Here is an 11,851-nt window from a genome sequence, read left to right on the forward strand (position 1 = left end):
TCATGCGGCGGGCTTGATCACGTATCCGGCGCCCCGGAGGGTGTGGATCATCGGCGGGCGGCCGGCGTCGATCTTGCGCCGCAGGTAGGAGATGTAGAGCTCGACGATGTTGCCCTGGCCGCCGAAGTCGTACTGCCAGACCCGGTCGAGGATCTGCGCCTTGGACAGCACCCGCTTGGGGTTGCGCATCAGGTAGCGCAGCAGCTCGAACTCGGTGGCGGTCAGTCGGATGTCCTCCCCGGCCCGGGTGACCTCGTGGCTCTCCTCGTCCAGGGTCAGGTCGCCGACCACCAGGAGGCCGTCGTCGGCCACCACCCGGCTGGTGCGGCGCAGCAGGCCGCGCAGTCGGGCGGCGACCTCCTCCAGGCTGAAGGGCTTGGTGACGTAGTCGTCGCCGCCGGCGGTGAGCCCGGCGATCCGGTCCTCCAGCGCGTCCTTCGCGGTCAGGAAGACCACCGGGACCAGCGGGGTCTCCGCGCGCAGCCGGCGCAGCACCTCCAGGCCGCCCATGTCGGGGAGCATGACGTCGAGGACGACGGCGTCGGGACGGAACTCGCGGGCCGCGCGGACCGCATCGGCTCCATCGTGGGCGGTGCGGACGTCCCAGCCCTCGTAGCGCAACGCCATGGACAGCAGCTCACAGATCGAGGGCTCGTCGTCGACGACCAGCACCCGCAGGGCAGTGCCGTCGGGCCGCGTGAGCTGGGCGCGGGAGCTGGCTGCCGGGGAGGTCGTCGTCATGAGCCGACTGTGCGTCCTGGACCTGAGATATTCCTGTGTGCCACGCAGGAAGTGGCTGGACGTCTGCCCGGCGGCTGGAGCGCGGCTGGGCAGACGGGGATGAGGTGAGGTGGGCAGGGGCGGGGTCGAACCGCCGACCTCTCACTTTTCAGGCGAGCGCTCGTACCAACTGAGCTACCTGCCCCTTCCCGGTGTACTGGACACCGGGTGGCGACCCTGACGGGACTCGAACCCGCGACCTCCGCCGTGACAGGGCGGCGCGCTAACCAACTGCGCTACAGGGCCTTGCTGTGGAGCCGTGCTGCGTGGCTGTGGAGCTGTGCTGCGTGGTGGTTGTGGTGCTGTTGTGCATGGTGCGTGCCCCCAACGGGGTTCGAACCCGTGCTACCGCCTTGAAAGGGCGGCGTCCTGGACCGCTAGACGATGGGGGCTCGTGGTCGCTGGAGGCAGTGAGAACCATACATGCCCGGTCGGAGGTCCTCCCACAGGGGGTCGCCGGTGCGCGTGGCGACCGGGCCGGCGGCGTCCACCGTGCCAGCATCCACCCCGTGCTGATCCGCCGTCCCGCCCGGGTGACCCGTTCCGCCGGGCTCGCCGTTGCCCTCCTGCTGGTGGCCGGCTGTGCCGCGCAGCCCGACACCGACAGTGCGGGGTCGACCGGAGACGCCTCGTCCAGCAGCGCTGCGCCCGAGCCGACCACCGAGACGACCGCAGCAGCGTCGGCGAGCCCGGCCGCGGAGTTCCCCGCGGACACCTCGGCCGACACCGCCGACCCGGTCGACCCCGAGGGGCTCACGGTGACCGCCGTCCGCGCCGCCGAGCACGAGGGGTACGACCGGGTGGTCTTCGAGCTCGCCGGCAGCGGCACCCCCGGCTGGCGGGTGGAGTACGTCGACGCGCCGTCGTCCCAGGGGTCCGGTTCCCCCGTCGACGTCCCCGGGACGGCGTTCCTCCAGGTGACGCTGCAGGGCACGAGCTATCCGTACGAGACCGGCGCCGAGGAGGTCGCCCGGGGGCCGGTGTCGGTCTCGGGCACCGACACCGTGCAGGGCGTCGTCTACGACGCCACCTTCGAGGGCACCTCGGTCGCCTGGATCGGCACCAGCGCCGAGGTGCCGTTCCGGGTCTCCGCGCTGAGCGACCCCACCCGGCTGGTGGTCGAGGTCGCCGACGCCGGCTGAGCTCAGCCCAGGGAGGCGCTGAGGTCCACCGACCCGGGCGCCACCGTCGTGCAGGTCAGCGACAGCGGCCCGGCCGAGACGCTCTCACCCTCGGCGCAGGAGACGCTCGTGTTGCCGACCGTGAGGCTGGCCCGGCCGTCCTCGGTCCCGCCGAAGGAGAGCTCGGTGCCGAGGATCGTGGCCGTCGCGCCGTCGCCGCTGAGCGTGGCGGTGCACTCGTTGCCCGAGCAGGCGACGCTGGGTGAGCTGCAGGCCGTCAGCGGCAGGAGCAGCAGCAGCCCGGTGGCTGCGCCGGCCGCCAGGCGGGCGGGACGGTCCATGATCGACATACGGGCAGCGTAGGACCGGGACGCCGGGCGCCCGGGCAGCCGCGGCGGCGAGCCGTCGCGTCCGGTCGGGAGGTGGTCGCTCCCGGCGAGCTCGGTCGCTGGGGCCTCAGTCGCGGGCAGCCGGGGAGAACACCCAGCTGCGCAGGGCGACGAACCGGATCAGTCCGATCGCACCGGTGACCGCGGCGATCAGGCTGAGCTGGACGACGGTGCCCACGTCGCCGGTGAGGGTGTGCAGCCCGGCCAGGGCCAGCGAGGTGGCGACCAGCCCGATCCCGGCCAGGCCGCCGCCCTCCCACTGGGCGGTGAACCAGGAGACCCGGCCACCGGCGTGGAAGGTCGACCGGCGGTGCATCTCGTTGGCCAGCAGTGTGGAGGCGATCGCGCCGGACAGGTTCGCGACCTGAGCGCCGAAGCCCTGCAGGCTGATGAACACCACGGCGTAGAGCGCGCTGGAGACCCCGCCGACGACGACGAAGCGGACGAACTGCGCGCGGGCGTCGTCCTGCTGCAGTCGCTCGCGCGCCGCGCTGGACCGCACCCGCACCGCGCTGGACCGCTCCCGCACCCACCTGGGCTCGATGCAGCCGTCGAGACGTCCCTGGCGCACGCCGTCCACGGCGGTGCGACGGAGCAGGGACGGGCAGGTCACGGGTCCTCCTCAGGACGCGAGCACGGGTCCATGCTCGATCAGCAGGGTCATCTTCCGACAGCAACCCTTGAGACGCATGTGCATTCCCGGAGCGTTCCCGCAACACTCCGTGACCTCCCTCACGGAGCGTGGTCACGCACCGGTCGTCGGCGGCCTGGCCGCCGCGGCACTGACCCTGCGGACGGCGGGTTCCGGACGGTCGCACCGGGTATGGGGCGCTGCATGAGCCTGTTCGGTGTGCTGGACCGCCTGTCCGAGGTGTCGTCGTTCGACACGAAGCTGGAGTCCGCCCGGACGGCGGTGAACAAGGTGCTGCAGCCGCAGGCGTTCCGCGACCTGCTGCACGGCACCTGGCTCGGCCACCCGCTGCACCCGATCCTGGCGATGGTCCCGGTGGGCACCTGGCTGTCGGCCGGGATCCTGGACCTCCTGCCGCCGACCCGCCCGGCGGCCACCGCGCTGATCGGCACCGGCGTGGCGGCCAGCGTGCCCGCGGCGATGGCCGGCGCGGCCGACTGGTCGGAGCAGGACGACGCCGTCCGCCGGCTGGGGGCGGTCCACGCCGTCGCGAACGTCGCCGCGCTGGGTCTCTACGTCGGCTCGCTGGTGGCCCGCGGCAAGGGCAACGGCACGCTCGGGCGGGCGCTGGCCTACAGCGGTCTCGGGCTGGCCAGCGGCTCGGCGGCGATCGGGGGCCACATGTCCTACGCCCAGTCCTCGGGTGCGAACCACGCCGTCACGGACGCCCGGCAGCTCACCACCGACTGGATCGACCTCGGCCCGCTCGACGACCTGCCCGAGGGCCGGCCCGCGCTGCGCACCGGAGAGGGCCAGGGCACGCCCGTGGCGCTGGCCGTGGTGCGTCGGGGGGCGCGGGTCGATGCGTTCATCAACTCCTGCGCGCACGTGGGCGGGCCGCTGGCCGAGGGCACCGTGGAGCAGGTGCGCGGGGCGGACTGCCTGGTGTGCCCGTGGCACGGGTCGGCCTTCGACCTCGAGAGCGGCGAGCCGCGGCGGGGCCCGACGGCGTCGGCCCAGGAGCGGCTCGAGGTCAAGTACGAGGCCGGCCGGGTGCTCGGGAAGCTGCCCAACCGGCACGTCACGAAGTGACGCCCGGCGGCTGACCCCGCCCTACGCTCGGCGGCGTGCGGACGCTGGCTCTTGCGCTGCTGGTCGCCGGATGTGCGGCGGGTGGTCCGCCGCCCGTCGCGCCGCCGGGATTGCCGGACGTCCCTGGCATCGAGGGCGAGGTGCTGCGCTTCCGTTCCGACGAGGCGATCGGCGGGCAGGCCCAGCTGCACCTCACCAACACCGGGACGGCGCCGTTCACCGTCACCGAGGTGGCGCTGGACTCCCCGGGCTTCGCTCCGTTGCCGGCCCGTCCGGTCGAGGCGGAGTACGCGCCGAGGCGGACGATCGACCTGCCGACTCCCTACGGGCGGGTGGACTGTGCCCAGGCACCGGACCCGGCAGCGGCCCGGCTCACCGTCGTCCGGCCCGATGGGGTCGTCGACGAGGTACAGGTGCCGCTGGCCGGCGAGACGCTCGCGCAGGTGCACGCCGAGGAGTGCGCGGCCGTCGCGGTGGCCGAGGTGGTGGACGTCGCCGTCGAGGAGCTGGCCGCCGCGGGGGACGCGGTGACCGGTGAGCTGGTGCTCACCCGGCGCACCGGCGACGAGCCGGTGCAGGTCGCCGCGCTCGGACGCAGCGTGGTCCTGGAACCGACGCTGGACGCCGACCTCCCGGCCACTCTCGCCCCGGGGCGGGACCGGCTGCGGCTGCCGGTGACCTTCCGACCGGCCACCTGCGAGCCGCACGTGCTGGCCGAGACCAAGCAGCCCTTCGCCTTCCCGCTCCGGCTGGCCGTCGGGGACGGCGACGAGGTGGCGGTCGACCTGCCCGTGGACGAGGCGCAGGCGGCGCAGCTGCAGGAGCTGCTCGGCCGGGTCTGCACCGCCTGACCGTGGTTGACCGGCCGGTGCGGCGGGCATCCGAGGGCGGTGTTCCTCTTCTTCACCAGCCGGCTCGGGTGCCTGGGGTCGCTGCTGGTCAGCCTGCTGCTCACCGCACTGCTCTTCCTGATCTTCACCATGCTCTGAGCAGCCCCCTCGGCGTCAGTGCACGTTGCTGGTCAGTGAGCGCGGCATCGCGCGCCCGGAGGCAGCGCTCAGCGACCAACGGCGGGCGGCCGCCGGTCGTTGTTGGGCTGGTCAGGTTCCCGACAGGTTCTCCGGGACCGTGAGGACGACCTTGCCGCGGGCGTGGCCGTCGAGGAGGTGCCGGATGCCTGCCGCGACCTGGTCGAGCGGGAGGGTCCGGTCGACGACGGGCGTGAGCGCGGCGGACTCGATGAGCTCGCGCAGGGTCTGCAGGTCCCGGGCGTTCTCTGAGGAGAGGAAGGTCCCCAGCGTCTGCCCGACGAACGGGGAGAGCAGCTGGGCGCGCAGTTGGCGGTCGGTGCCGCCCAGCCACCGCCCGCTCGTCTCGCCGCCGACGATGACCAGCCGGCCACGGGGGCTGAGCACCCGGCGCAGCCGGCCGAGCGGGCGGTTCCCGCCGATGTCGAGGACGACGTCGTAGCGGTGGCCGCCGGCGGTGACGTCCTCGCGGGTGTGGTCGATGACGTGCTGGGCTCCCAGTGCCCGGACGAGGTCGGTCTTCGAGCCGCTGCAGACCCCGGTCACCTCGGCCCCGAGGTGCACGGCGAGCTGGACGGCGAAGGTGCCCACGCCGCCGGAGGCGCCGATGACCAGGACCCGCTGCCCAGCCGTGACCCGGCCCTGGTCGCGGACCGCCTGGAGGGCGGTGAGCCCGGAGATCGGCACCGCGGCCGCCTGCTCGAAGGACAGGTTCCCGGGCTTGGGCGCGAGCTTGTCGGCCCGGGCACGGGAGCACTCGGCGAAGGAGCTGCGACCGACGCCGAACACCTCGTCACCGGGTGCGAAGCCGGCGACGTCCGCGCCGACGGCGGTGACGACCCCCGCCAGGCTCCGGCCGGGGTTGGTGTCCCTCGGTCGCCGCAGGCCGAACCCGGCGCGGACGGGGTACGGCAGCCCGGCCATGACGTGCCAGGTGCCCCGGTCGATGCTCGCGGCGCGAACGCGTACCAGCACCTCGTCGGCGTCGATGGCCGGTCGATCGACCTCCGCGACCCGGAGGGCCTCCTCCGGTTCGGTGCCGTACCGGTCGTGGACGACTGCTGTCATCCGGTCGGCGGAGCGGTGCGGGGAGCGTGCGTCGGTTCGCTGTGTGCGGGTCATCGGATCGCTTCCGTCAGTGGGTCCCTTACGCCGTAAGGCTGTTCCTTACAGCGTAAGGTTGTCAAGGACGAGAGGAGGGGCATGAGCCCGACGGACGCCGCACGTGCGCCCCTGGACCGGAATCGGGTGCTGCGGGCGGCCGTGGCGCTGGCCGGTGAGACCGGCATCGAGTCGCTGAGCATGCGGAAGCTGGGTCAGGCGCTCGGGGTGGAGGCGATGTCGCTGTACCACCACGTGGCGAACAAGGTCGACCTGCTCGACGGCATGATCGACCTGGTCTTCGGCGAGGTCGACCTGCCCGCCAGCGGGGTCGGCTGGAAACCGGCGATGCGACGCCGGGCGGTCTCGATGCGCGAGGTCCTGTCCCGGCACCGCTGGGCGATCGGCCTGATGGAGTCGCGCACGACGCCCGGCCCGGCCACCCTGACGCACCACGACGCGGTCATCGGCTGCCTGCGGGGAGCCGGCTTCTCGGTCGGGTTGACCGCGCACGCCTTCTCGGCCATCGACAGCTACGTCTACGGGTTCGCGCTGCAGGAGCGTTCGCTGCCGTTCGAGACGGCCGAGCAGACCGCCGAGCTGGCGGAGGAGATGCTGGCCCAGCTCCCGCCCGGGGTGTACCCGCACCTGGTCGAGCTGGCGACTGCGCACGTGCTGCAGCCCGGCTACGACTACGGCGAGGAGTTCGAGTTCGGCCTGGACCTGGTGCTGGACGGGCTGGAGCAGGCAGCTGCGCGAGGGGGCCGGTAGTCGGCACAGGCCGGGGGCCTCGCTGCTCCCAGCGGTAACCTCGCACCCGGGCCGCGGGGCCACCGAGGTCCACGCCGGTCGTGGGTCGCCTGGGGATCCCTGCACCCACCGGGCCTCTAGCTCAACTGGCAGAGCAGCGGACTTTTAATCCGCGGGTTGAGGGTTCGATCCCCTCGGGGCCCACCGCACTTGAACTGCGCGTTTATCGCGGGTGGGGTGCCCGGTCTAGGGCACCCGGTGCCGCTGTCGTGGCCAGTCAGCCCCATAGTGCCCCCCATGCGCCGAGCAGCGTCCTCGGCCAACTCGGCAACGACGTGGGAGTAAGTACCGAGCACATGGTGACTCGGGAGTCCTCCGGCAGTGCCAGTGGGGAATCTGGCGGCGGCTGGAACGGTGAACTGCCGCCCATTGACGTGCAGGCCTGCATCTTTGTCGGCAACCGAGAGATCACCGACATCGCCAGGGTGGAGGGCGGTCGCCGTTGTGCAGAAGCAGCGAGTGGGCGACGACCGGCAACTGGAGGAGTGTCTGAGTGCAACATTCCCGGTCGTGGCCATGAAGCTGTGACGCAATGGTGCAGGAGGCCACAGTCGAGCCCATTGCGACCATTCGGTCGTTCATTCCGGCCGGGGATGCTCGTGGATCTCGGCACCGGCTGCATCAACGAAGGTGCCCCGCCCGATGGGGACTTTGTGCCCGCCGACACGGTCGGTCTCGACTACGTCTCCTCCAGCAACTAGGAAGACCAGCGGACCGCTTCCACAAACGACGTGGGGAGTCACTGCCTACCGTATCCGTGTCCAACAGTGCTAATCGCGCACAGGAAACGGTCCACCCCGCTTTTGGCGGTGTGGGCCGTTTCGTGCGTTCCAGGATCAGTGAGCGACCGCGACCGCGGGCTCGAGCGCCAGCGACTCACTCGGCAGCACGGTCACCACGTTCGGCTCAGCGTCCGACACCTCCACCGCAGCCCGGGTACCCCACGCCGTCTGCCGCAGCGTCGCCAGCGAGTAGATGCGCAGCGGCAGCAGCACCATCACGTGCAGCATCCCGTACACCGGGGCTAGCAGGAACGCGCCAGCCTGCTCCCACCGCGACCAGTCCGGGCGCCGAACACTGAACACGTGAACCGACCGCCCATAGCCGGCCAGCACGATCCAGCCCAGGTAGTCAACCAGCAGGAACTGCCCCGTGACCATCGGCAGAATGAACGCCGTCATCAACAGACCGATGGTGAACCCGGCCCACGACACGGACTCGACCGCTGTCAGCCACCACGCGACCCGCTTCGGTGACAGGTGGGTCAACGCCCACCACGACTCGCGGAAGAACGACTTGCCCCAGCGGATCTGCTGCCGGATCAGGTGTCCGCTCTTCTCCGGGACTGCGGTACGAGCCACCGCCCCGTGAGCCAGAACCACGCGGCCGTGCAGCAGGGACAGGTTGGTGAGGTGCCGGTCGTCCCCCGCGACGGCCGGTGCCCCCAGGAACGTCTGCCCCAGGAACTCATCGAGGTGCTTGGCGACGATCTCCGCGCGCCAGAACGCCAGCGACCCGCACACGCACAGCACCGACCCGAGCCGGGAGTACGCGGCCCGCTCGTACAGGAAGGCGTTCACGTAGCGCAGGTCCAGCAGTCGCGGCAGCAGGCCCTTGTCCTGGTTCAGCGCCACGACGGTGCCGGTGACCGCAGCGGTGCGCGGATCGGAGAACGGGGCCAGTCCACGACGGATCGCGGCGGGCTCGAGAACCGTGTCGGAGTCGACGCACACGAAGATGTCGACAAAGCCGGCCAGTGCCCGGAACGCCTGCCCCATCGCCTCGCGCTTACCTGCGTTGGCCTGGTAGATGACGGTGGCGTGCGGACGGCTCTCGGCCCACTTGTGCGCCATCGTGCGGGCGTCGTCCAGGGTTGAGCCGTCGTCGATGATGTAGACGGCGGTCGGGGTGTGGGTCTGCGAGTCGATGCTGTCCAGCGCGCGGGCCAGGATCGCCGGGTCCTCGTTGTAGAACGGGACGACGACGGCGACCCGCAGATCAGGTGCCGGTCCCCAGCGACGGGCGGGCAGCAGGGACAGCAGCAGCTTCGACCCGAGGATCACCGCCACCGCCCCGCCGTAGATCGTCCAGCCGGGGCTTCCGCGCCACTCGAACCAGGCGACCCCGACGGCCAGAATCGCGGCGAAGATGCCGGTGATCAGCCACGGATTCGGGGTCACGGTGATGACGTTCGACTGCGTCCGGTTCCCCCGATGGCGGTACCGACGGCTGAGGTGCTGGAGATCCTGTGAACGCTCCGTGACGGAGGGTTTCGTCGCTGTAGGCACGACGAGTGACGGTAGCGTTCCGGAAGTGGGAACAGAATGGGCAACCTATACATGTTTCGTCACCAACAGTAAGCGCCGCGCGGGACTGTGACCTGCGACAACAAGACCCCCGGACCCGAGCGTTTAGCTCGAGCCGGGGGCGCTTCCTGCGTCTGCGGGTGTGTTGTCAGAACGAGTCTGCGATCGAAGGACGCCTGAATCAGTTGCGGGTACACCGGCCGTCGGTCCTGACTGTGCGGAACTAAGACGGAAATGCCACTGAGCTCCGCCATCACGGTGACGGCGGAGCTCGAAGTGTCGTCAGGCGGCCAACTCCGCGGCTGCTGCGGGTGGCGAACTAGGGCTTCATTACTCGACGGGTCTAGCCGGTCGACCGTTGCGCAGGACGAGCCACACGATCGTGTGAGGCAGCGGAGCGTCAGCCCCTGATCTGTGTCGGAAGCTAGCACAGTGCGGCGCCGTGGACACGAACAGCTTATTGGGTCATCTTCTGGATCGCGGTCGTTTACGGCATCGCACGTCTGGTTAGCCGGTACCGGCGAGCAAGTGCAATGGAGCGGATGGCCCAGCGGTTCTTTCGTGAAGAACGGCGCGCCGCAGCCACCGAGACCTCCTACCCCTCCGCCACCGCCGAGTGTCTTTGCGGTGCTCGTCGGGGCGAGTGGCATGAATCGTTCTGCCCCGAAGCGCCGGAGAATGTGGCGTAGCGGCGCGGTCAGAGAAGCACTATTCAGGCAGCGTCAGAGGGACACCGCCACCCTCTCGGTCTGCTCACCTGACCCTCCCGAGAGGTCAAAGTGGTCAACATCGGGCGGTGGCTGCGCGGGATCGGGGAGACCAGCGGCCCCACGCGGTGAGGACCGCACGGTCCGTCCTGAGCGGCGTCCTCCATCTTGCCGTCAAGCACGAGGCCATCCAGCGCGACCCGGTGCGAGACGTTGGCCCCGTTCACGTGCCGGGCAAGCAGACCGAGCACCCACCGCCAAGGGCGTTCAAGCGCGCGGACGATGGCCGATGCCGCTGCGGGTGACCCTGGCACTCGACGCGGCCGCATCCGCGGGGCTCCTGGCCCCCATCGTGTTGCGTGCGGCGCGTCGCCGCTGACCATCAGGTCCACAGACCCCGCCGTCGGGCATTCCGCCCGCACCGGGACGGTGCAGCTGCAGCACGAGCCCGTGCGCGGGAAGTGTCATTGCGCGTCCGGGAGTCGTGGCTCCGATAGGAAGGGGCGTCATGCGGAATGGCGGGCGCAACATGCCGATTGAACGTCCCAGATCTTGATGACCGTCCCGTGATCTGGGAAAAGCCCAGTTCAGCGCAGGGAAGATGTCGACAAGGCGGCTGCTGAGAGGCCGGTCATCGACCGTTCGGGTGGCTTGCACAACGATTCGGTGACGGGACCGTGATGACGGTGTGAAAGCGCGTCGTCCGGCACGGCGGGAGCCCTAGCTTTTGGCATGTCCGCGGCACTTCCCCAGCCGCGACGGACTGCACCGAGGAGCCCCCTGTGAACACCGCGCTCGACCTCGCACCCCGCCCGTCGTCCACCGCGATCCCGGCGGAGGAGGAGCTGGACCTGGCCGCTCTGCTCCAGCTGTTCGAGCCCGGCGAGGAAGAGATGACGTCGGTGCGCACCTCCCTGCGGTCGTCCGGCTCCTCGCTCCTGCGGTGGGCCCAGGGTTCCTCGCGTCGGGCCGCCAGCTGGGGCGCCGTCTCCGTCGGGTGGCAGTGATGCTGCTCTGGCCGGTGGTCGCGGTGGTCGGTTTCGTGGTGCTGGCTGCGCTGGTCGTGGCCCTCGCGCAGAGCTCGACCGCGCGGTACGAGTTCGAGCGCAACCAGGTGCAGGGCCAGCGGGCCACGGCCGAGGCCGCAGCCCCGGTCGCTGCCCCGGTGGCGGTGGGGGCGGCAGCGGTCCCCGGCGGTGTGGCAGCCCCGTTGCGGGCCGCTGAGCCGGCCAACGTCGTGGCACCGGTGGCCACCCCGGGCATGGCGGCGCACCCGGCGGGCCGGCAGGGCGGCGCGCAGGGCACCCCGCCGGCCTGGTGGCTGGTCGAGGAGTCGGGGGACGGCGCACGGGAGCAGGTGCTGGCGGGCCCCTTCGCCGACCCGATCGAGGCGGACTGGTTGGCGATGTCCGCGGCACCGGCGGGTGCCGGCCGAGCCGTCTACGGCGTGCTCCGCTCCGATGGCCGGCTGGTCCGCCGGCAGCTGCCGGCCGAGCGGGAGTGGCTCAGCGACCTCGGTGACCAGCTCGACCGGCTGCCCGAGGAGTGGGACGGGCCGCTGGCGGAGGAGGACGACCTCGTCTCGCTGGGGGTCGAGGTGGCCGCGGCTCTGGTCGAGGCGGGGCTGCAGCTGCACGACTGCGCGGGGGAGGGGCCGGCCGGCGGCGTGTGCCTCACACCGGAGCCCGGGCACCCGGGTGTGCTGGTCAGCTGGCACCAGCACGACCGGATGAGCCGCCACCAGATGCGCGGTGCCGATGTGCACGAGGCGGTGCAGCGCACGATGAACGCCGCGATCGCCGAGTGCCTGCTGCAGCTGGGCTTCGACGTCCAGCCGTTCGGCACCGCCGGTTGCTCGCTGGTGGCGGTCGACCCGCACTGAACCG

Annotated in this window: 11 protein-coding genes and 4 tRNA genes; 7 read left to right on the top strand and 8 right to left on the bottom strand. The window is 71.4% G+C overall.

Annotated features, from left to right (window positions below):
- The 4 genes from O2W18_RS13645 to O2W18_RS13660 form a co-directional block, all read right to left on the bottom strand.
- On the bottom strand, nucleotides 1-741 hold the full coding sequence (locus O2W18_RS13645; RefSeq protein WP_269188059.1) for a response regulator transcription factor: 741 nt from the start codon (nucleotides 739-741) through the stop codon (nucleotides 1-3).
- Between the two features lie 110 nt (nucleotides 742-851).
- Nucleotides 852-925: transfer RNA gene (locus O2W18_RS13650), tRNA-Phe, on the bottom strand.
- Nucleotides 926-949: 24 nt separating this feature from the next.
- Nucleotides 950-1,026, bottom strand: a tRNA-Asp gene (locus tag O2W18_RS13655).
- 73 nt (nucleotides 1,027-1,099) lie between these two features.
- Nucleotides 1,100-1,172 (bottom strand) — tRNA-Glu (locus O2W18_RS13660).
- 117 nt (nucleotides 1,173-1,289) lie between these two features.
- On the opposite strand from O2W18_RS13660, the gene O2W18_RS13665 reads away from it, so the two are divergent.
- Nucleotides 1,290-1,922: an AMIN-like domain-containing (lipo)protein gene (locus O2W18_RS13665; RefSeq protein WP_269188060.1), complete on the top strand. Its 633-nt coding sequence runs from the start codon at nucleotides 1,290-1,292 to the stop codon at nucleotides 1,920-1,922.
- Nucleotides 1,923-1,924: 2 nt separating this feature from the next.
- On the opposite strand, the gene O2W18_RS13670 is transcribed toward O2W18_RS13665, so the two are convergent.
- Together O2W18_RS13670 and O2W18_RS13675 are read right to left on the bottom strand one after the other, a co-directional pair.
- Complete coding sequence (locus O2W18_RS13670) at nucleotides 1,925-2,251, bottom strand: hypothetical protein (protein ID WP_269188061.1); 327 nt, start codon at nucleotides 2,249-2,251, stop codon at nucleotides 1,925-1,927.
- Nucleotides 2,252-2,357: 106 nt separating this feature from the next.
- Nucleotides 2,358-2,903 carry a GtrA family protein gene (locus tag O2W18_RS13675; RefSeq protein ID WP_269188062.1) on the bottom strand — a complete coding sequence of 182 codons (546 nt, stop codon included), beginning with the start codon at nucleotides 2,901-2,903 and terminating at the stop codon, nucleotides 2,358-2,360.
- Nucleotides 2,904-3,125: 222 nt separating this feature from the next.
- On the opposite strand from O2W18_RS13675, the gene O2W18_RS13680 reads away from it, so the two are divergent.
- The gene (locus tag O2W18_RS13680; protein ID WP_269188063.1) at nucleotides 3,126-4,013 is read left to right on the top strand and encodes a Rieske 2Fe-2S domain-containing protein; all 888 of its coding nucleotides are present in this window, start codon (nucleotides 3,126-3,128) and stop codon (nucleotides 4,011-4,013) included.
- A gap of 35 nt (nucleotides 4,014-4,048) precedes the next feature.
- Nucleotides 4,049-4,864: a hypothetical protein gene (locus O2W18_RS13685; RefSeq protein WP_269188064.1), complete on the top strand. Its 816-nt coding sequence runs from the start codon at nucleotides 4,049-4,051 to the stop codon at nucleotides 4,862-4,864.
- Nucleotides 4,865-5,113: 249 nt separating this feature from the next.
- Here the strand turns inward: O2W18_RS13685 and O2W18_RS13690 are convergent, their stop codons facing one another.
- Nucleotides 5,114-6,109, bottom strand: coding sequence for an NAD(P)-dependent alcohol dehydrogenase (locus O2W18_RS13690; RefSeq protein WP_269188065.1), 996 nt, complete (start codon nucleotides 6,107-6,109; stop codon nucleotides 5,114-5,116).
- A 135-nt stretch (nucleotides 6,110-6,244) separates the two neighbouring features.
- Here O2W18_RS13690 and O2W18_RS13695 point away from each other — a divergent pair, with 135 nt between their 5' ends.
- Both O2W18_RS13695 and O2W18_RS13700 read left to right on the top strand, forming a co-directional pair.
- Complete coding sequence (locus O2W18_RS13695) at nucleotides 6,245-6,913, top strand: TetR/AcrR family transcriptional regulator (RefSeq protein WP_269188066.1); 669 nt, start codon at nucleotides 6,245-6,247, stop codon at nucleotides 6,911-6,913.
- Between the two features lie 110 nt (nucleotides 6,914-7,023).
- A tRNA-Lys gene (locus O2W18_RS13700) sits at nucleotides 7,024-7,096 on the top strand.
- 692 nt (nucleotides 7,097-7,788) lie between these two features.
- On the opposite strand, the gene O2W18_RS13705 is transcribed toward O2W18_RS13700, so the two are convergent.
- Nucleotides 7,789-9,132, bottom strand: coding sequence for a glycosyltransferase (locus tag O2W18_RS13705; protein WP_269188067.1), 1,344 nt, complete (start codon nucleotides 9,130-9,132; stop codon nucleotides 7,789-7,791).
- Between the two features lie 1,615 nt (nucleotides 9,133-10,747).
- On the opposite strand from O2W18_RS13705, the gene O2W18_RS13710 reads away from it, so the two are divergent.
- Together O2W18_RS13710 and O2W18_RS13715 are read left to right on the top strand one after the other, a co-directional pair.
- Nucleotides 10,748-10,972 (top strand): hypothetical protein, encoded by a 225-nt coding sequence (locus O2W18_RS13710; RefSeq protein ID WP_269188068.1) that lies wholly within the window; start codon nucleotides 10,748-10,750, stop codon nucleotides 10,970-10,972.
- The gene (locus tag O2W18_RS13715) at nucleotides 10,972-11,847 is read left to right on the top strand and encodes a hypothetical protein (protein ID WP_269188069.1); all 876 of its coding nucleotides are present in this window, start codon (nucleotides 10,972-10,974) and stop codon (nucleotides 11,845-11,847) included. The genes O2W18_RS13710 and O2W18_RS13715 overlap by 1 nt, the downstream gene beginning before the upstream one ends.
- The last annotated feature ends 4 nt before the right edge of the window (nucleotides 11,848-11,851 follow it).

The organism is Modestobacter sp. VKM Ac-2983 (assembly GCF_026967885.1).
Classification (GTDB): domain Bacteria; phylum Actinomycetota; class Actinomycetes; order Mycobacteriales; family Geodermatophilaceae; genus Modestobacter.